The sequence below is a fragment of the Tepidimonas sp. genome (assembly GCF_046292505.1).
Classification (GTDB): Bacteria; Pseudomonadota; Gammaproteobacteria; order Burkholderiales; family Burkholderiaceae_C; genus Tepidimonas.
Window position 1 is genome coordinate 18,124 of record NZ_JBKBQX010000008.1, and the last position, 18,101, is coordinate 36,224.

General features: G+C 69.2%; 17 protein-coding genes. 7 read left to right on the top strand and 10 right to left on the bottom strand.

Going from position 1 to position 18,101, the window contains the following annotated elements; all coding sequences use genetic code 11:
- Positions 1 to 24 precede the first annotated feature (24 nt).
- From fba to ACK4TH_RS05635, 8 genes are all read right to left on the bottom strand, one after another.
- Positions 25 to 1,092 (bottom strand): class II fructose-bisphosphate aldolase, encoded by a 1,068-nt coding sequence (gene fba, locus ACK4TH_RS05600; protein ID WP_409623703.1) that lies wholly within the window; start codon positions 1,090 to 1,092, stop codon positions 25 to 27.
- A gap of 43 nt (positions 1,093 to 1,135) precedes the next feature.
- Positions 1,136 to 2,341 (bottom strand): phosphoglycerate kinase, encoded by a 1,206-nt coding sequence (locus ACK4TH_RS05605; RefSeq protein WP_409623705.1) that lies wholly within the window; start codon positions 2,339 to 2,341, stop codon positions 1,136 to 1,138.
- 85 nt (positions 2,342 to 2,426) lie between these two features.
- A complete protein-coding gene (gap, locus tag ACK4TH_RS05610) occupies positions 2,427 to 3,449 on the bottom strand; it encodes a type I glyceraldehyde-3-phosphate dehydrogenase (protein WP_409623707.1) in 1,023 nt (340 codons plus the stop codon).
- Between the two features lie 64 nt (positions 3,450 to 3,513).
- Complete coding sequence (gene gph / locus ACK4TH_RS05615) at positions 3,514 to 4,239, bottom strand: phosphoglycolate phosphatase (protein ID WP_409623709.1); 726 nt, start codon at positions 4,237 to 4,239, stop codon at positions 3,514 to 3,516.
- Positions 4,236 to 6,272 carry a transketolase gene (gene tkt, locus ACK4TH_RS05620; protein ID WP_409623711.1) on the bottom strand — a complete coding sequence of 679 codons (2,037 nt, stop codon included), beginning with the start codon at positions 6,270 to 6,272 and terminating at the stop codon, positions 4,236 to 4,238. The genes gph and tkt overlap by 4 nt, the downstream gene beginning before the upstream one ends.
- A gap of 22 nt (positions 6,273 to 6,294) precedes the next feature.
- Complete coding sequence (locus ACK4TH_RS05625) at positions 6,295 to 7,179, bottom strand: phosphoribulokinase (RefSeq protein WP_409623713.1); 885 nt, start codon at positions 7,177 to 7,179, stop codon at positions 6,295 to 6,297.
- Positions 7,180 to 7,203: 24 nt separating this feature from the next.
- The gene (locus tag ACK4TH_RS05630; RefSeq protein WP_409623714.1) at positions 7,204 to 8,286 is read right to left on the bottom strand and encodes a class 1 fructose-bisphosphatase; all 1,083 of its coding nucleotides are present in this window, start codon (positions 8,284 to 8,286) and stop codon (positions 7,204 to 7,206) included.
- A 65-nt stretch (positions 8,287 to 8,351) separates the two neighbouring features.
- Positions 8,352 to 9,086, bottom strand: coding sequence for an HAD-IA family hydrolase (locus tag ACK4TH_RS05635; protein WP_409623716.1), 735 nt, complete (start codon positions 9,084 to 9,086; stop codon positions 8,352 to 8,354).
- Positions 9,087 to 9,216: 130 nt separating this feature from the next.
- Here ACK4TH_RS05635 and ACK4TH_RS05640 point away from each other — a divergent pair, with 130 nt between their 5' ends.
- On the top strand, positions 9,217 to 10,158 hold the full coding sequence (locus tag ACK4TH_RS05640; protein WP_409623718.1) for a LysR substrate-binding domain-containing protein: 942 nt from the start codon (positions 9,217 to 9,219) through the stop codon (positions 10,156 to 10,158).
- Here the strand turns inward: ACK4TH_RS05640 and ACK4TH_RS05645 are convergent.
- Positions 10,122 to 11,099 carry an EamA family transporter gene (locus tag ACK4TH_RS05645; protein ID WP_409623720.1) on the bottom strand — a complete coding sequence of 326 codons (978 nt, stop codon included), beginning with the start codon at positions 11,097 to 11,099 and terminating at the stop codon, positions 10,122 to 10,124. The two genes, ACK4TH_RS05640 and ACK4TH_RS05645, sit on opposite strands and share 37 nt — an antisense overlap.
- 71 nt (positions 11,100 to 11,170) lie before the next feature.
- On the opposite strand from ACK4TH_RS05645, the gene ACK4TH_RS05650 reads away from it, so the two are divergent.
- Positions 11,171 to 11,659, top strand: coding sequence for an Lrp/AsnC family transcriptional regulator (locus ACK4TH_RS05650; protein ID WP_409623722.1), 489 nt, complete (start codon positions 11,171 to 11,173; stop codon positions 11,657 to 11,659).
- Here the strand turns inward: ACK4TH_RS05650 and ACK4TH_RS05655 are convergent.
- Complete coding sequence (locus tag ACK4TH_RS05655; protein WP_409623724.1) at positions 11,651 to 12,652, bottom strand: MerR family transcriptional regulator; 1,002 nt, start codon at positions 12,650 to 12,652, stop codon at positions 11,651 to 11,653. The genes ACK4TH_RS05650 and ACK4TH_RS05655 overlap by 9 nt on opposite strands.
- A gap of 103 nt (positions 12,653 to 12,755) precedes the next feature.
- On the opposite strand from ACK4TH_RS05655, the gene ACK4TH_RS05660 reads away from it, so the two are divergent.
- From ACK4TH_RS05660 to ACK4TH_RS05680, 5 genes are read left to right on the top strand one after another with little or no spacing between them, the layout of a single operon-like run.
- A complete protein-coding gene (locus tag ACK4TH_RS05660; RefSeq protein ID WP_409623726.1) occupies positions 12,756 to 14,060 on the top strand; it encodes an NAD(P)/FAD-dependent oxidoreductase in 1,305 nt (434 codons plus the stop codon).
- A gap of 24 nt (positions 14,061 to 14,084) precedes the next feature.
- A complete protein-coding gene (locus ACK4TH_RS05665; RefSeq protein ID WP_409623728.1) occupies positions 14,085 to 14,933 on the top strand; it encodes a DUF1365 domain-containing protein in 849 nt (282 codons plus the stop codon).
- A gap of 5 nt (positions 14,934 to 14,938) precedes the next feature.
- Positions 14,939 to 16,183: a class I SAM-dependent methyltransferase gene (locus ACK4TH_RS05670; protein ID WP_409623826.1), complete on the top strand. Its 1,245-nt coding sequence runs from the start codon at positions 14,939 to 14,941 to the stop codon at positions 16,181 to 16,183.
- On the top strand, positions 16,152 to 16,787 hold the full coding sequence (locus ACK4TH_RS05675; RefSeq protein WP_409623730.1) for a chalcone isomerase family protein: 636 nt from the start codon (positions 16,152 to 16,154) through the stop codon (positions 16,785 to 16,787). The genes ACK4TH_RS05670 and ACK4TH_RS05675 overlap by 32 nt, the downstream gene beginning before the upstream one ends.
- A complete protein-coding gene (locus ACK4TH_RS05680) occupies positions 16,784 to 18,085 on the top strand; it encodes an MFS transporter (RefSeq protein WP_409623732.1) in 1,302 nt (433 codons plus the stop codon). The genes ACK4TH_RS05675 and ACK4TH_RS05680 overlap by 4 nt, the downstream gene beginning before the upstream one ends.
- The last annotated feature ends 16 nt before the right edge of the window (positions 18,086 to 18,101 follow it).

An 18,101-nucleotide genomic window follows, 5' to 3' on the forward strand; every position in this document is an offset into this window, starting at 1 on the left:
CCGCCGTTGCGCGCCGGCGGCCGTTCAGGACACCCGGGGCGCGTACTCGCCTTTTTCGTACCGCTGGCGCATGGCGTCCAGGCTGTAGACCGTGCCGATGCGGCTGGCCATGCCGGCGCTGCCAAACGCCTCGTAGCGCGCCTGGCAAATGGCTTTCATCGCCTGGGTCGCGGCCTTGAAAAACTTGCGCGGGTCGAAATTTTTGCGGTCCTCGGCCAGGTGTTTGCGGATCGCCCCGGTGGCCGCCATGCGCAAGTCGGTGTCGATGTTGACCTTGCGCACGCCGTGCTTGATGCCCTCGACGATCTCCTCCACCGGCACGCCGTAGGTCTGGCCCATGTCGCCACCGTAGCTGTTGATGATGGCCAGCCAGTCCTCCGGCACGCTGGAACTGCCATGCATCACCAGGTGAACGTTGGGGATGCGGGCGTGAATGGCCTTGACGCGGTCGATGCGCAGCACCTTGCCGGTGGGCTTCTGCGTGAACTTGTAGGCGCCATGGCTGGTGCCGATGGCGATCGCCAGCGCATCGACTTGGGTCTTTTGCACGAAGTCGGCGGCCTCGTCTGGGTCGGTCAGCAGCATCGAATGGTCCAGCTCGCCCTCGGCGCCGTGCCCGTCCTCCTCGCCGGCTTTGCCGGTCTCGAGGCTGCCCAGGCACCCCAGCTCACCCTCCACCGACACGCCGCAGGCGTGCGCGATGTCAGCCACCTGGCGCGTGACGCGCACGTTGTACTCGTAGCTGGCCGGGGTCTTGCCATCCTCCAGCAGACTGCCGTCCATCATCACTGAACTGAAGCCCGACTGGATCGAGCGCATGCACACGCCGGGCGAGGCTCCGTGGTCCTGGTGCATGCAGATTGGGATGTGGGGGTAGGCCTCGACGGCGGCGGCGACCAGGTGGCGCAGGAACGGCTCCCCGGCGTAGGAGCGCGCGCCCGCCGAACCCTGCAGGATGACTGGGCTGTCCACCGCATCGGCGGCTTGCATGATGGCGTGGATTTGCTCCATGTTGTTGACGTTGAAGGCCGGCAAGCCGTAGCCATGCTCGGCGGCGTGGTCCAGCAGTTGGCGCAGCGTGATTAGAGCCATGGTGTGTGCTCCTCGTGTCTGACGTGAGTCGGGAAGGAAAGGGTCAGCCGCGTGCGCGGCGTTGCAGGATCTCGAAGGCCGGCAGGGTCTTGCCCTCCAGCACTTCCAGGAACGCGCCGCCGCCGGTGGAGATGTAGCCGACGTCGGACTCGATGCGATACTTGGCAATCGCCGCCAGCGTGTCGCCACCGCCGGCGATCGAGAACGCCTTGGACCGCGCAATTGCTTGCGCCAGCGTGCGCGTGCCGTTCTCGAACGCGGCAAACTCGAACACGCCCACCGGGCCGTTCCAGACGATGGTGCCGGCGCTTTCCAGCAGCACGGCCAACTGCGCCGCAGTCTGTGGGCCGATGTCAAGGATCATGTCGCTCTCGCCGACCTCGGTGGACGCCTTGACGGTGGCCAGAGCATCTGGCTTGAACTCCGGTGCGACGACCACGTCGACCGGAATCGGTACCTCGGCGCCACGCGCCTTCATCACCTCGATGACGGCTTTGGCCTCGCCGACCAGATCGGACTCGGCCAAGCTCTTGCCGACCGGCAGGCCAGCGGCCAGCATGAAGGTGTTGGCGATGCCGCCACCGACGACGAGACGATCGACTTGTTGCGCCAGCGACTGCAGAATGGTCAGCTTGGTGGAGACCTTGGAACCAGCGACAATAGCCACCAGCGGATGCGCCGGCCGCTCCAGCGCGCGCGTGATGGCGTCGATCTCGGCGGCCAGCAGCGGCCCGGCGCAGGCCACCGGCGCGTGCTCAGCGATACCGTAAGTGCTGGCCTCGGCGCGGTGCGCGGTGCCAAAGGCGTCGTGCACGAAGATGTCGCATAGCGCAGCCATCTTGCGCGCCAGCTCCAGGCTATTGTTCTTCTCGCCCTTGTTGAGGCGGCAGTTCTCCAGCAGCACCACCTGGCCCGGCGCCGCCATGAAGCCGCCATCGACCCAGCGCTGGATCAGCGGCACCGGCTGGCCGAGCAGCTCGCTCAGGCGATCGGCCACCGGAGCGAGCGTATCCTCGGGCTTGGGCTGGCCCTCCTTCGGGCGCCCCAGGTGCGAGGTAACCATGACGCCGGCGCCGGCCTCGAGGGCCATGCGGATCGCCGGCACAGAGGCGCGAATACGGGAGTCCTCGGTGATACGCGCCGCGCCGTCCTCGAAGGTCAGCGGCACGTTGAGGTCGGCGCGGATAAAGACGCGCTTGCCCCGGGCCTGACCTTGGGCGCACAAATCGGCAAAGCGGATGAAGTCCATCGGATCGGGCTCCGGCTCAAGCGGCCCCGGTGCGCGCCGGGACCTTTGGGTTTCGTTCGTCGGGCAGGCTTGGCCGCGGTTCACCTCACAGCGAACGGCCCACCACACGCGCCATCTCCAGGCACTTGTTGGAGTAGCCCCACTCGTTGTCGTACCAGGCCACCAGCTTGACGAAGGTCGAGTCGAGCTGGATACCGGCCTCGGCGTCGAACACACTGGTGCAGACCTCGCCGCGGAAGTCGGTGGCCACGACCTTGTCCTCGGTGTAGCCAAGCACGCCGGCCAGACCGCCTTCGGCCACCGGCTTGGCAGCCATGGCCTTCATCGCCGCGCAGATCTCGTCGTAGGCGGCGGGCGTTTCCAGCTCGCAGGTCAGGTCCACCACCGAGACGTCGCTGGTCGGCACGCGGAAGGCCATACCGGTCAGCTTCTTGTTCAGGCTCGGGATTACTTTGCCGACAGCTTTGGCCGCGCCGGTGGAACTGGGGATGATGTTCTCGAGAATGCCGCGGCCGCCGCGCCAGTCCTTGTTGGAGGGGCCATCGACCGTCTTCTGCGTCGCGGTGGCGGCGTGCACAGTAGTCATCAGGCCGCGCTTGATGCCCCACTGATCGTGCATCACCTTAGCCAGCGGCGCCAGACAATTGGTGGTGCAGCTGGCATTGGAGATGATGTCCTGGCCAGCGTAGCTGCCGTGATTGACGCCGTAGACGAACATCGGCGTGTCGTCCTTACTCGGCGCGCTCATGACGACGCGCTTGGCGCCGGCCTGCAGATGCTTGCGGGCGCCGGCGTCATCGAGGAAGATGCCGGTGGACTCGATCACCACGTCGGCGCCGACGTTACCCCAGCGCAGGTTGGCGGGATCACGCTCGGCGGTCAGACGGATACGTCGGCCGTTGACCATGAGGGTGTTGCCCTCCACCGCGACGTCGCCCTGGAAGCGGCCGTGCACGCTGTCATACTTCAGCATGTAAGCGAGGTAATCTGGCTCCAGTAGATCGTTGATGGCAACGATCTCGATGTCGCCCTGGAAGTTGCGCAGCGCGGCGCGGAATACCATGCGGCCGATGCGGCCAAAACCATTAATGCCGACGCGGACGGTCATGGTTGCTTACTCCTCGTGGTTCGTATGGGAATCTCGGGTCCAAGGGAAAAGGAGGTGGCCGGGGTCAGCTGCTCACCGCGATGGCCGCTGCCTGCAGTGTCGCTGGCATCAGCGCCCCGAAGTCCGCGATCACGCGGTCGGGCGCGCAGTCCTCGATGGGCTCGCCCATGTTGTAGCCGTACGGCACGCACCAGACGGCGATGCCGGCATGGCGTGCCGTGGCCACGTCGATGGCGGAGTCGCCCACCAGCAGCGCGCGGCTGCGGTCAATCCCATAGCGCAGCAAGCTGTCGGCCACGGCCAGCGGATTGGGCTTCTTGACCGGCAGCGTGTCGCCGCTGATGACACGGTCGAACAGCGGGGTGAGCGCGTGTGCCTCGAGCACGCGGGCGGTGTAGCGCGCCTCCTTGTTGGTCACCACCACCAGCCGCACGCCGGCGGCGCGCAGCGCCTGCAGCGCCTCCACCACGTGCGGATAGGGGTGGCTGCGCGTACCGCAGCGCGCCTCGTAGTGGCGCTGGAACACGGCTTCGGCCGCCGCGAAGCCCGCATCGCCGCGCACCGCATCGGCGCTGCGGCCCTGGCGCGCGGCCAGCGCCTGCACCAGCAGCTCGCGCGTGCCGTGGCCGATCCAGCGCGTCACCTGCTCCAGCGAGGCCGGCGCCAGGCCCAGCTCGGTCAGCGTGTCGTTGACGGCGTCGGCGATCTCCGGCGCAGTCTCGACCAGCGTGCCGTCCAGATCGAACAGCATCAGGTCGAACGGCAGCGCGGTGCGCGCCGGCGCGCTCACGCCAGCACCTCGCGCACGGCCTGCGCCACCTTGGCCGGGGTCAGGCCGAAGTACTCATACAGCGCCGGCGCCGGAGCCGACTCGCCAAAGCGGTCGAGGCCGACCACTCGGCCGCGGCGGCCGACGTACTTGCGCCAGAAGTCCGGATGCGCGGCCTCCACCGCCACCGCCGGCAGCGCTGGGGGCAGCACGGCGTCCTGATACGCGGCGTCCTGGCGGTCGAACACGGTGGTGCTGGGCATCGAGACGACGCGCGTCGGGATGCCTTCGGCGGCCAGCAGCTCCTGGGCCTTGAGCGCGATCAAGACCTCGGACCCCGTGGCCAGGATCACCGCGCGCGCGCCGTCCATGTCCTTCAGCACGTAGCCGCCGCGGGCGGCGCCGTCGGCCTGCGCGCGCTGCGTCACCACCGGCAGGTTCTGGCGCGACAGGCACAGCGCGGTGGGGCCGTCGCGGCGCTGCACTGCCGCGGCCCAGGCCACCAGCGTCTCCAGCGCATCGGCCGGGCGCCACACGTCGAGGTTGGGGATCAGGCGCAGGCTTGGCACGTGCTCCACGCTCTGGTGCGTCGGCCCGTCCTCGCCCAGGCCGATCGAGTCGTGCGTGAAGACATGCACGACGCGCTGCTTCATCAGCGCCGCCATGCGGATGGCGTTGCGGCTGTAGTCGCTGAAGGTCAGGAACGTGCCGCCGTAGGGCAGGTAGCCGCCGTGCAGCGCGATGCCGTTCATGATGGCGGCCATGCCGAATTCGCGCACGCCGTAGCTGAGGTGATTGCCCCAGCGATCGCGCCTAGCGATCGTGCAGCCCTTGAAGTTGGTCAGGTTGGAGCCGGTCAGATCGGCGCTGCCGCCGAAGAATTCCGGGATCAGCGGCGCCAGGGCATCCAGCGCCAGCTGGCTGGCCTTGCGCGTGGCCACGGCGTCGGTGCGCACGGCGGCGGCGTCCAGCAGCGCCGGCAGGCGCTCGGCCAGCTCGGGCTTCAGCTCCCCACGCATGCGGCGCTCGAATTCGGCGGCCAATTCCGGGTGGGCTTCGGCGTAGGCGGCGAAGCGCTGGCGCCAGGCGGCCTCGGCGGCGGCGCCGTGGGCGCGCGCGTCCCACGCGGCGTAGATCTCGGCCGGAATCTCGAACGGCGCGTACGGCCAATCGAGCGCCGCGCGCGTGGCGGCGACCTCAGCCGCGCCGAGCGCCGCGCCGTGCACGTCGTGCGTGCCGGCCTTGTTCGGCGAACCTTGGCCGATCACCGTCTTGCAGCAGATCAGCGTCGGCTTGCCGTCCGGACGGCGCGCCTGCGCCTTGGCCAGCCGGATCGCGGCGTCCACCGCCTCGGGGTCGTGGCCATCGACGTTGCGGATCACGTGCCAGCCGTAGGCCTCGAAGCGCGCCGGCGTGTCGTCGGCGAACCAGCCCTCGACGTGGCCGTCGATCGAGATGCCGTTGTCATCGTAAAGGGCGATCAGCTTGGACAGGCGCAGCGTGCCGGCCAGCGAGCAGACCTCGTGGCTGATGCCCTCCATCATGCAACCGTCGCCCAGAAAGACGTAGGTGAAGTGGTCGACGATGGCGTGGCCGGGGCGGTTGAACTCGGCGGCCAGCAGCTTTTCGGCCAGCGCCATGCCGACCGCGTTGGCAATCCCCTGCCCCAGCGGCCCGGTGGTGGTCTCCACCCCCGGGGTGATGCCGACCTCCGGGTGGCCCGGCGTCTGGCTGTGCAGCTGGCGAAAGGCCTTGAGTTCCTCGATCGGCAGGTCGTAGCCGGTCAGGTGCAGCAGCGCGTAGATCAGCATCGAGCCGTGGCCGTTGGACAGCACGAAGCGGTCGCGGTCGGCCCAGGCCGGGTTGGCCGGGTTGTGCTTGAGGTGGCGGTTCCACAGCACCTCGGCGATCTCGGCCATGCCCATCGGGGCACCGGGGTGGCCGCTCTTGGCCTGTTCCACGGCGTCCACCGCCAGCATGCGGATCGCGTTGGCCATGCGGCGGGCCAGCCGCGCATCGATGGAGGCCCGGCCCGGGCCGTCATTCAGATTCATGGGGTTACTCCGTCGTGGGCGTTCACACCAGTCCCAGCACGCGCTGGCGGCGCTCCATCATGCGCCAGATGAAGGGGGTGAAGATCAACTGCATCGCCAGTTCCATCTTGCCGCCGGGAATGACGATGGTGTTGGCTCGGCTCATCCACGAGCCGTCGATCATCGACAGCAGGTACGGAAAGTCGATGCCCTTGGGCTTGGCGAAGCGAATGACGACCATGCTCTCGTCCGCCGTGGGGATGTCGCGCGCGATGAAGGGGTTGGACGTGTCGACGACCGGCACGCGCTGGAAATTGACATGCGTGTGCTGGAACTGCGGGCAGATGTAGTTGACGTAGTCCGGCATGCGGCGCAGGATGGTGTCCACCACCGCCTCTTGGCTGTAGCCGCGCTGGGTCTTGTCGCGGATCAGCTTCTGGATCCACTCGAGGTTGATGGACGGCACCACGCCGATGAGCAGATCCGGGTACTGCGCCACGTTGACGGTGTCGGTGACGACGGCACCGTGCAGCCCCTCGTAGAACAGCATGTCGGTGTCCGGCGGCAAGTCTTCCCACGGCGTGAAGGTGCCGGGTTCCTGGCCATAGGGTTCTGCTTCCTGCGCGTTGTGCAGGTATTTGCGGCTGCGGCCGCGACCGGCCTCGGCGTAGGTCTTGAAGAGGCCTTCCAGTTCTTCGAACAGGTTGGCCTCGGGCCCGAAGTGGCTGAAGTGGCGGTTGCCGCTCGCCTCCTGCTCGGCCATCATGGCCTTCATCGTGCGGCGGTCGTAGCGGTGGAAGCTGTCGCCTTCGATGATGGCGGCGCGCACACCCTCGCGGCGGAAGATGTTCTGGAAGGTGCGCGTGACGGTGGAGGTGCCGGCGCCGGACGAACCGGTGATGGCGATGATGGGGTGACGTTCGGACATGGGGACGGCTCCAATCCCGGAGGATCAATCGCGAAACAACGAGCGTTCGGCAAACAAGGGGTTGCCATCGCGCAGAGGCACGGGGTCGCGGTGGTAGCGCTCGATGCGCTCGACCTCCTCCCGCGAGCCAAAGACGAAGCCGATGCGCTGGTGCAGGCTGTCGGGCTGCACGGCAAGGACGGGACCGTGGCCGGTGCTGGCGCGCCCACCGGCCTGCTCGATGATCATGCCGATGGGGTTGGCCTCGTAGAGCAGGCGCAAGCGGCCCGGTTTGGCGGGATCGCGCGTATCGCGCGGGTACAAAAAGACCCCGCCGCGCATCAGGATGCGGTGGGCCTCGGCCACCAGGGAGGCGATCCAGCGCATGTTGAAGTCGCGCCCGCGCGGGCCGCTGCGACCGGCCAGGCATTCGTCCACATAGCGCTTGACAGGCGCCTCCCAGAAGCGGCTGTTGGAGGCGTTGATCGCAAACTCCTGCGTTTGCGCCGGCACCTGCAAATGGGGGTGGGTGAGCTTGAACTCGCCCAGGCTGGGATCGAGGGTAAAACCGTGCACGCCGGTGCCCACCGTCAGCACCAGCATCGTCGTTGGGCCGTAGATCGCATAACCGGCCGCCACCTGGGCGGTGCCGGGCTGCAAAAAGTCGTCCGCCGTCGCGTCGCGCCCGCTCTCCACCACGTCGGCCGGTGCGCGCAGGATCGAAAAAATGCTGCCCACCGAGACGTTGACGTCGATGTTGCCGCTGCCGTCGAGCGGATCGAAGACGAGCAGGTACTTGCCGCGGGGGAAGGCGGGTGGAATCTGGCGTGGGGCCTCCATCTCCTCCGACGCCATGGCGGCCAGGTGCCCGCCCCATTCGTTGGCGCGGCAAAAGATGTCGTTGCTGAGCACGTCCAGGGGCTTTTGCTCCTCGCCCTGCACGTTGATGGTCCCGGTGGCCGGCCCCAGCGCCCCGCCCAACGCGCCGTAGGCGACGCTGCGCGCAATCGCCTTGCAAGCCAGCGCCACATCCAGAAGCAAGGCGTTGAAATCGCCGCTGGCGCTGGGGTGGCGGCGTCGCTCCTCGATCAGAAACTGCGTGAGCGTGGTGCGTTGGGACAGGGGCATGGGGGAACTCGCGGTTATCGGATGGCGCGGGAAGACGGAACGCTTATGGGATGCTCATGCGGTGCTCAGACCGCCGCGGCCGGCTGCGCCAGCGCGGCGGCGTGCCATGCGCGCAGATCGGCCAGCGTCACCCCCGCCAGCGAGGGCAAAACCCGCAGCGCGCCAGCAAAATCGTGGTGCGCCGTGAAGGTGTTGGGGGTGACCACGGTGGGCAGCCCGGCCGCGCTGGCCGCCTGCAGGCCATTGGCCGAATCTTCGAAGGCCAGGCAGCGCTTGGCCGGCAGGCCCAGGCGCTGCAGCGTCTGGCGGTAAACCTGCGGGTGGGGTTTTTTGCGCGGCGCGGTGGAGGCGTCCTCCACCACCGCGAAGATTTGCCGCCAGTCCTGCCCGATCGCCGCGCGCAGCAGGGCCGCGATGTTGACCGGCGAGGTCGTGGTGGCGATCGCCAGCTTCAGCCCGGCGGTGTCGGCGGCCTCGATGAGAGCGAGCACGCCGGGGCGCAACTGCACCGCGCCGTCGAGCACCGCCTGTTCGTAGACGGCCGTCTTGACCTCGTGCAACCGGTCGATCAGGGCCTGCAGGGCCGTGCCGTCGATGTCCTGCACCTGCGGGTGCACCTGCTGCCAATAGTGGCGCAGGCGCTCCTTGCCGCCGGAGACGGTGAGCAGCTCGGTGTAGAGCGCCTCATCCCAGTGCCAGTCCAGCCCCTCGGCTGCAAAGGCCGCGTTGAAGGCCGCCAGATGGGCATGCTCGGTATCGGCGAGCGTGCCGTCGACGTCGAAGATGAGCGCAGACAGCATGGGAATCCTCCGTGACGCCGGTGGGCCCCGACGGACCACGCTTCCGGTGTCTGGCGCCAACTATAAGTATCCGATTACATAAGGTAAATTCACGATTGTTTGATTTTCAATTCAGCTTTTACTTAATAATATGCGCAACGCCACCTTCCGCCAGCTCCGCGTGTTTGCCGAGGTGGCCAAGCACCTCAGTTTTGCCCGGGCGGCGGAGTCGCTGCACCTGACGCCGCCGGCCGTGACCATGCAGATCAAGGAGTTGGAGGGACACGTCGGCCTGCCGCTGTTCGAACGCCAGGGGCGGCGCGTGTCGTTGACCACGGCGGGCGAATACATGTTGGTCTACGCCCGCAAGGTGCTGGCGACGCTGAAAGACGCCGAGGACGCCGCCGCGCGACTGCAGCGGCTAGAGGCTGGCACGCTGACCATCGGCCTGCTGAGCACGGCGAAGTACTTCGTCCCGGCGCTGCTGGCCGAATTCACCCGCGAACACGCCGGGCTGGATGTGCGCCTGGCCATCGGCAACCGCGAGCAGCTCGTGCAGATGCTGCACAACGCCGAGGTCGACATCGCCATCATGGGCCGCCCCCCCAACGAGTTGAATGTGCGAGCCGAGCCCTTTGGCGCCCATCCGCATGTCTTCGTCGCCCCCACCGACCATCCGTTGTTGCGCATCGGGCATCCGACGGTGCAGTCGCTGCTGCCCTACGGCTTCATCGCGCGCGAGCACGGCTCCGGCACGCGGGCGGTGTTCAACGGCTTTTTCGAGCGACACCGTCTGGAGCCCCGCATCGTGATGGAACTGCCCGGCAACGAAGCCGTCAAGCAGGCGGTCATGGCGGGGCTGGGGCTGGGCCTGCTGTCCCTGCACACCCTGCGCCTGGAGCTGCAGCATGGGCTCATCGCGCGGCTGGACGTCGAGGGCACGCCCGTGGTGCGCGCCTGGCACGTGGTGCACACGCTGGCCAAGCTGCTGTCGCCCGCGGCGGAAGCGTTTCGGTACTTCGTGCTGGAGCAGGGCGAACGCTTTTTGGCCGAGCGCTACGGCGCGCTGCTGCCGCTGGAGCCCGCGGGCTGAAGCCGCCATGCCCCGACAGCAAGGGCCGTGCGGCGCAGCACGGCCAGCAGCGCCGGTCCGTAGGCGATCAACGCCAGCCCGGCCAGGATGAGCGGCATGGCCACGAACACCCAACCCGTGACACGCTCGCCCCCCAGCCCCACGCCGATGGCCAGCGCCACCAGGGGATTGACGAACGAGTAGCTGCCCGCCAGCGCCACGGAGGTGTCGTGCAACAGCCACAGGTAGCAGTTGAGGGTGACCAGCGTGCCCATCACCACCAGATAGCCCCACGCCAGCCACGACGCCGGCGTCACCGCCGACCAGTCCACGGTGCGCGCGCCGGGCTCGGCCAGCCAAGCCACCGCGACGCCCACGGCGCCCCCGATCAGCCACTGCGCGCCCGAGGCCATCGCCGGGGCCGGCAGCGCCAAGCGGCGCGAGGCGTACGACCCGATGCTCCAACACAGGGGCGCGGCAAAAGCGAACAGCGCACCCAGCGGTGTGGCGCCAAAGTCGCCCTCCAGCGCCAGCAGCCCGGCACCCACGGCCCCCAAGGCCAGCCCCGCCCAGCTCGTGCCCGGCACGCGCTCGCCGCCCAAGCGCGTCCACAACGCCAGCCACATGGGCATGGTCGTGACCACCGTGGCCATCAGGCCGGAACCGATCCCCTGATGCTGCGCGAGCACGACCAAGGCCATGGCGGCAAACGCCATCAGGGTGCCGATCAGGGCGCAGCCGACCCACTCGCGCCGGGTCGGCCACGCCTGCCCGCGCCACTGCGCCAGCGCCAGCATCACCGCCCCGGCGATGAGGAATCGGGCCCCGTTCATGAGGACCGGCGGAAGCGTGCGCATGGCCACCCCCAGCGCATAGTAGGTGGTGCCCCAGACGATGTAGACGATGGACAGGGCGGCGAGCAGGCGCCATCGCCCCCCTGTGGAACTGGAAAACGTTTGCATGATCGGTTGCCTGATCGGATAATTTCCGGCCATCGCCGGCCGCGCCGTATTTTGACCGACAAACGACCGCAATGCAAGCAAATATTCAGCTCGACGACATCGACATCGGAATTCTTACGGCCTTGAGCGCCGATAGCCGGCGTTCTTATGCCGAGGTGGCCAACGAGGTGGGCCTGTCCACCGCCGCGGTCCATGAGCGGGTGCGCAAGATGGTCGAGCGCGGGGTGATCGAGCGTTTTTCTCTACGGATCGACCCGCAGCGGCTCGGGCTGCACTTCACGGCCTTCGTCGCGATCCGCAATGACGGCGGGGTCCACTGCCGGGAAGTGGCCCCGCGCCTGCGCGAGATGCCCGAGGTGCTGGAACTGCACAGCGTGGCGGGGGAGTACGACTTCGTCGCCAAAATCCGCACCACACACGCCCGGGCACTGGAGGACCTGCTCTACCAGATCAAGGCGATTCCGGGGGTGGCGCGCACGACGAGCACCGTGGTGCTGAACACCGAGTTCGAAGATAGGCCCCTGCGCCGTCCGGCCGCCGGCGTCGCCGTGTCACGCTAGACCGCGGCGTTGGCGCCACAGGCGTATCTGGGCGGCGGCATCGGCCGCCCGGCGCAACACGACGACGCCCGGCGGCAGCCGGCGCAGGGCGCGGATCGCCCCGGCCCCGCCGATCCACAACTCCACCGGCGCGGCCAGCCGCTCGCGCAGCTGCGCCACGGTGTCGATGACATCGCGCCGGCTGGCATGGTCGCTGTAGCTGAGGGCGACCACGTCGGCCCCCGTCCGTTCGGCGGCGTCGATGATCTCGGCCACCGGCGTGCACACACCCAGCGGCAAGCGGTCGCACCCCTCCAGGGCCAGAAAGCACTCCGCCATGAGCAACCCGAGCTGGTGCTGCTCGCCCGGGGCCGTGGTCAGCAGCACGCGCGGCGGGCGCGGTCCGGCGGGGTTGGCTTCGTCGATGCGGGCGATGGCCTCGCGCAGCGTGGCTTGCACCGCCTCGGTGAACAGGTGCTCCTGGTACACCCCGATCTCGCCGCGCAGCCACGCGTGGCCGACCGCCACGCACAGCGGGGCGATCACCACCTCGACGGTCTGGGCCAGCCCGCGCGTGCGCACCGACTCGCGCAACGCCTCGCGCAGCCGTAGGGTTTGGTCCTGGCGCAGCCACACCATCCAAGGGGCCAGCTCGTCCACGGCTGCGCCGCTGGGCTCGGCAGGGTCGCCGGGTGAATGCTTCGGCGCGACGGAGCTTCGCACCACAGCCGACGCCGCCAGAGCCTCCAGCGCCTCGCGCGGCAGGCCCACCACCCGACCGGGGCGGTGACCGGCATCCAGCAACCGCCGAATCAGTCGCAGACGGCCCAGCTGATCGGCGTCGTAGAGCCGGTCGCCGCGCTCGTCCCGCCGCGGCATGGGAAAGCCGTAGCGGCGCTCCCACACGCGCAAGGTGTCCTTGCCGATGCCCGTTTCGCGCTCCACATCGGCAATGGCCCACAGGGCCACCGGCGCACCGGTGGAGGACGAAGGGAACGGGGAAGCGACATCCATGGTGGTGGGAACCTGCGCGTGCACATCGAGTCCATCTAGCATACAATGGGTTTTGTCTAGGACAAAATTGCGTGTGGGGCTTGCCCCGCGCAGGAGGTCGTCAATGAAGGTCGCCATCGTCGGATCGGGTATCTCGGGCCTGGCGGTCGCGCACCGCCTGCGGCACCTCGCCCACGTCACCCTGTTCGAGGCCAACGACTACTTTGGCGGGCACACGCACACGGTGGACATCACCCTGCCCGATGCGCAAGGCCGCCCGGTCACCCACGGCGTGGACACGGGCTTTCTGGTATTCAACGAGCGGACTTACCCGAACCTGATCGCGCTGCTGGCGGAGCTGGGCGTGCCCACGGCGCCGTCGGATATGTCGTTTTCGGTGCAGGTGCCGGCCGGCGCGCACGGTCCGGCCCTCGAATGGGGCGGTGCGTCGCTGGCCACCGTATTTGCGCAGCGGCGCAACTGGGTGCGTCCCCGGTTTTGGGGGATGCTGGCCGATTTGTTGCGCTTCAACCGCCTGTGCACCCAACTGGCCCAACAGGGGCGCGACGCCGATCTGCAGCAGCCGCTCGGGGAGTTTTTGCAGGCGCACGGTTTTGGCGCAGCGTTTCGCGACTGGTACTTTTTACCGATGATCGGCTGCATCTGGAGCTGCCCGACCGACCAGATGCTGCGCTTTCCCGTGGCCACGATGATCCGGTTCTGCCACAACCACGGGCTGCTGCAAGTCAACGACCGGCCGCAGTGGTACACGGTGGCCGGGGGGGCGCGGCAGTATGTGGAACGCATCGTCGCGCGCATTCCGGACGCCCGGCGCGCCACGCCCGTTCGCCGCATCGAGCGGGACGTGGCCGGCGCCACCGTCTTCACCGACGCGGGGGCGGAGCGCTTTGACGAGGTGGTGATCGCCACCCACAGCGACCAGGCCCTGGCACTGCTGGCCCACCCCAGCGCACAAGAACGGGCGGCGCTGGGCGCCATCCGCTACCAGCCCAACCGCGCCGTGCTGCACACCGACACGTCCGTGCTGCCCCGGCGGCGGGCCGTCTGGTCGGCCTGGAACTACGAGCGCGCTCCCGACGCACGGCGCGAGTCGTCGCAGGTCTGCCTGCACTATTGGCTCAACGTGCTGCAGCCCCTGCCCTTCGCCCAGCCCGTGGTGGAGTCGCTCAACCCCGTGCGGCCGATCGCGGTCGAGCGCGTCCTGGCCGAGTTCGAGTACCACCACCCGGTCTTCGACGGCCCCGCGATCGCCGCGCAGCGCGCCGTGCCGCGCCTGCAGGGTCACTGGCACACCTGGTACTGCGGCGCGTGGACCGGTTACGGATTCCACGAGGACGGCCTGAAGGCCGGTCTGGCCGTCGCCGATGCGCTGCAGGCCCGGCTGCATGCGCAGCGGGCCGCCGCCTGAGGATGGCGTCGCGAGGACGGCTCGATGGCCTTGACGCCCACTTCGCAGCTCACCGACGCCGTTTTGATCGGCGAAGGCTGGGTTCGACACCGGCGGTTGCGCCCGCGCGAGCACGCTTTTGCCCACCGCACCTGGTTTTTGCTGCTGCCCATGCACCGACTGGCCGAGGCGGCAGCCGAAGCCGGGCTGGCCATCAACCGAGCCGCACCGATCAGCTTTCATGACCGCGACCATGGCGACGGACGCGGCCCCGAAGCGGGCGGCGCCCTGGCCTGGATGCGAGAGCTGCTCGCCCGCCACGGCATCGCCGATGCCGATGGATCGGTCTGGCTGCATACCTATGCGAGGGTGCTGGGATACACCTTCAAGCCGGTGAGCTTTTGGTACTGCCATCGGGCGGACGGATCGCTGCGCGCCGTGGTGGCCGAAGTGAACAACACCTTCGGCGAGCGGCATTGCTATTTGCTGGATGCGCCGGCCTGGGGCCGGACTCTGGAAGCGCGCAAGCGGTTCCATGTCTCGCCGTTCTGCCGCGTGACCGGGGGGTACCGCTTCCGGTTTCTGCGCACGGCACCCACCGATGGGCAGGCGGGCCGCACCGTGGTGCGCATCGAACACGGGGACGACGACGGGCCGCTGCTGCTGACCAGCGTCAGCGGCCACCTCGGCCGCGCCACCCCCGACCAGTGGGCTGCGCTGCTGTGGCGCTACCGCTGGCACAGCGTGGCCGTGATCGCCCGCATCCACTGGCATGCCTGGACCCTGTGGCGCAAGGGCGTGGGCTTCTACCGCAAGCCGCCCGCCCCCACCGAATGGGTCACTGCGCAAACCCCCACCCCACCGCACGCTTCGATGAGAGGAACCCCGCCGTGACGTCCATGGTCGCCCCGCCGGTCCCCCCCCACAACCCCACGGCGCTGTCGGCCGCGTTGGATGGGGCACCGTCCGCCGCGCGGGCGGCCGTGCGGCTGCTGCAGCGGTTGCGCCACGGCGTGCTGGAACTGCAGGTACCGGACGGACAGACGCTGGTGTTCGGTCAGGCCGGCGCTGCGCACGAGCTGCGCGCCCGGCTGGAGCTGCGCAACTGGTCGGTTGCCGCCGCGGCACTGCGCAGCGGCGACATCGGATTCGCCGAGACATACATCGCCGGCGACTGGACCACGCCCGACCTGGCGGCTGTATTGCGAGTGATGCTGGCCAACCGACAGGCCCTGGATGACGTCATCCATGGGTCGTGGGCGGGGCGGCTGCTCTACCGCCTGCGGCACCTGCTGCGCCGCAACACCCGCAGCGGCAGTCGGCGCAATATCCATGCCCACTATGACCTGGGCAATGCCTTCTACCGCCTGTGGCTGGACGACACGATGAGCTACTCGTCCGCCTGGTTCGAGGGCGACGCGGGGCGCGACCTGGCCAGCGCGCAGCGCGCCAAGATCGCGCGGGCGCTGCGCATGGCGGGGGTGACGCCCGGTGCGCGCCTGCTGGAAATCGGCTGTGGTTGGGGTACCCTGGCGGAGACGGCGGCGCGCGATTTTGGTGCCCGCGTGACCGGCGTGACGCTGTCCACCGAACAATTGACGCATGGCCTGCAGCGGCTGGCCGCCGCGGGGCTGAGCGACCGGGCCGAGCTGCGGCTGCAGGATTACCGCGACGTGGCGGACGGCCCCTACGACGCCATCGTCTCGGTGGAAATGATCGAGGCCGTGGGGCGCGAATACTGGCCGACCTACTTCGACACCCTGCAGCGGCTGTTGCGCCCGGGCGGTCGCGCCTGTATCCAGGCCATCGTCATCCAGGACGCGCTGTTCGAGCGCTATGTGCGTTCGACCGATTTCATCCAGCAGTACATCTTCCCCGGCGGCTGCTTGTTGAGCCCCGCGGCCTTCCACGAGCAGGCCCGGCGCGCCGGTCTGCAGGTGGTGGACACCCTGGCCTTCGGGCGGGATTACGCCGAGACGTGTCGCCGCTGGCGGCGGGATTTTCTGGCGCACCGCGAGGCGGTGCTGGCGCTTGGCTTTGACGAGCGCTTCGTGCGGCTGTGGTCCTTCTACCTGGCATATTGCGAGGCCGGCTTCGACGCCGGGGACATCGATGTCGTGCAGTACACGCTGGTCAAGCCGTGACTGGGCCGTCTGGGCGCTGGGGGTTGCCTGCCTGAGCGGCCCCCCCACCTGGGCGAGCACGCCCGCTGCGGCGGAGGGCCCCGCCAGCACGAGCCCTGCCACCGCCGCCCCTGCCCTGGGCGAGCTGCTGCCCGGTGCGGTGCGGGTGGGCGAAGGAACGCTGCGCTTTCTGGGACTCGCGGTCTACGACGCCCGGCTGCTGGCCCCGCCGGGCTGGCACGCCGAGGCGCTGGGCCGCACCCCGCTGGTGCTGGAGCTGACCTACCGGCGGGCTTTCCGCGGGGCGGACATCGCCCGCCGCTCCCTGGAGGAAATGCGCCGCGCCGGCCCGATCCCAGCCACGGACGAAGCGACCTGGCGGGCCGCGATGCAGCGGATCTTTCCTGATGTCGGACCAGGGGACCGGATTGCCGGCGTATGGCTGCCCGGATCTGGCGCCCGCTTCACGCTCACGGGTGCCGACGGGCAACGGCGTGCCCTGGGCGACGTGGCGGACGCCCGCTTTGCCGAGCGGTTTTTTGGCATCTGGTTGGCCCCGACCACCTCCGAGCCCGGGCTGCGGCAGGCCCTGCTTGGCTCCGCAACCACGACGGCGTCGCCATGAACGCCCCGTCGCTGTCCATGGCCGACGGCTGGCGCTACGGCCTGCCGGGCTTGCCGCTGGCCTTTGCGGCGCTGCCGCTGTACGTGCATCTGCCGCACCACTACGCCAGCCTGGGGGTGCCGCTGGCCACCCTGGGGGGCGTGCTGCTGCTGGCACGCGCTTTCGATGCGCTGACCGACCCGTGGCTGGGCCGTTGGCTGGACGGGGTGTTCCACGCCGGACCGACCGCCGTGCTGCGCCGGGCATGGCCGGTGGCGCTGGTGCTGTGGCTGGGCCTGCTGGGGTTGCTGTTCCCGCCCGCGGCCGTGCGGGGACATCTGGCCGTTTGGGCGCTGGCGGTCGCCATGGTCACCACGCTGGCCTACAGCGTGTTGGTCATCGCCCACCAAAGCTGGGGCGCGCGCCTGGGCGGTGATGGCGCACGCCAGGCGCGGGTGGCGGCCTGGCGCGAGGGTTGCACCCTGGCCGGGGTGGTGGTGGCCTCGATGTTGCCCACGCTGGCCGGCTGGGCGGCGACGCTGGCGGTGCTCGCGCTGGCCTTGCCGGTCGCCCTGCTGGCGTGGGGTCTTGGCCCGCGCCCGGTGACGGTCCCGACACCCCCCGTCGCCGTCCCCAAGGGGGGCGAGTGGCGCTTGCCCTGGCGGCGTCCGGCGTTTCGGCGGCTGATGGCGGTGTTCGTCCTCAATGGGCTGGCGAGCGCCATGCCAGCCACGTTGGTGCTGTTTTTCGTGGCGGATCGGCTGCAGGCACCCGAATGGCAGGGGATGTTTTTGGCGGGGTATTTCGTCGCCGCAGCGGCCGGCATGCCCGTGTGGCTGGCCGCGGTACGCCGGGTCGGGCTGGCGCGCGCATGGCTGGCCGGGATGGGGCTGTCGATCGCCGTTTTTGCCTGGGCCGCAGTGCTCGGCCCTGGGGATGGATGGGCCTTCGCCGTCGTCTGCGTGCTGTCGGGCCTGGCGCTGGGTGCCGATCTGGCGCTGCCTGCCGCGTTGCTCGCCGGGGTGATCGCCGACGCGGGCGACCGCGGCCGGCACGAGGGCGCCTACTTCGGCTGGTGGAATCTGGCCGCCAAGGGCAACCTGGCCCTGGCGGCCGGGTTGGCCTTGCCGGCGCTGGCGCTGCTGGGCTACACCCCAGGTACCCGAGACGCCGGCGGGCTGCAGGCCCTGACCGTGGCCTATGCGGTGCTGCCCTGCACCATCAAGTCACTGGCTGCGTGGCTGCTGTGGCGCGGGTGGGTACGCCGCCCCTATCCCGGCGCCGCGCGAGTCACCTCCCCCGTCGCGCCCCCGGTCTGATCCCCCCTTTTTGCGG

Bases quoted from the DNA above. Each gene is read 5' to 3' on its own strand.
- fba (WP_409623703.1), bottom strand. From the start codon at position 1,092: ATGGCTCTAATCACGCTGCGCCAACTGCTGGACCACGCCGCCGAGCAT.
- ACK4TH_RS05605 (WP_409623705.1), bottom strand. From the start codon at position 2,341: ATGGACTTCATCCGCTTTGCCGATTTGTGCGCCCAAGGTCAGGCCCGG.
- gap (WP_409623707.1), bottom strand. From the start codon at position 3,449: ATGACCGTCCGCGTCGGCATTAATGGTTTTGGCCGCATCGGCCGCATG.
- tkt (WP_409623711.1), bottom strand. From the start codon at position 6,272: ATGAATCTGAATGACGGCCCGGGCCGGGCCTCCATCGATGCGCGGCTG.
- ACK4TH_RS05625 (WP_409623713.1), bottom strand. From the start codon at position 7,179: ATGTCCGAACGTCACCCCATCATCGCCATCACCGGTTCGTCCGGCGCC.
- ACK4TH_RS05630 (WP_409623714.1), bottom strand. From the start codon at position 8,286: ATGCCCCTGTCCCAACGCACCACGCTCACGCAGTTTCTGATCGAGGAG.
- ACK4TH_RS05635 (WP_409623716.1), bottom strand. From the start codon at position 9,086: ATGCTGTCTGCGCTCATCTTCGACGTCGACGGCACGCTCGCCGATACC.
- ACK4TH_RS05640 (WP_409623718.1), top strand. From the start codon at position 9,217: ATGCGCAACGCCACCTTCCGCCAGCTCCGCGTGTTTGCCGAGGTGGCC.
- ACK4TH_RS05645 (WP_409623720.1), bottom strand. From the start codon at position 11,099: ATGCAAACGTTTTCCAGTTCCACAGGGGGGCGATGGCGCCTGCTCGCC.
- ACK4TH_RS05650 (WP_409623722.1), top strand. From the start codon at position 11,171: ATGCAAGCAAATATTCAGCTCGACGACATCGACATCGGAATTCTTACG.
- ACK4TH_RS05655 (WP_409623724.1), bottom strand. From the start codon at position 12,652: ATGGATGTCGCTTCCCCGTTCCCTTCGTCCTCCACCGGTGCGCCGGTG.
- ACK4TH_RS05660 (WP_409623726.1), top strand. From the start codon at position 12,756: ATGAAGGTCGCCATCGTCGGATCGGGTATCTCGGGCCTGGCGGTCGCG.
- ACK4TH_RS05665 (WP_409623728.1), top strand. From the start codon at position 14,085: ATGGCCTTGACGCCCACTTCGCAGCTCACCGACGCCGTTTTGATCGGC.
- ACK4TH_RS05670 (WP_409623826.1), top strand. From the start codon at position 14,939: ATGGTCGCCCCGCCGGTCCCCCCCCACAACCCCACGGCGCTGTCGGCC.
- ACK4TH_RS05675 (WP_409623730.1), top strand. From the start codon at position 16,152: ATGTCGTGCAGTACACGCTGGTCAAGCCGTGACTGGGCCGTCTGGGCG.
- ACK4TH_RS05680 (WP_409623732.1), top strand. From the start codon at position 16,784: ATGAACGCCCCGTCGCTGTCCATGGCCGACGGCTGGCGCTACGGCCTG.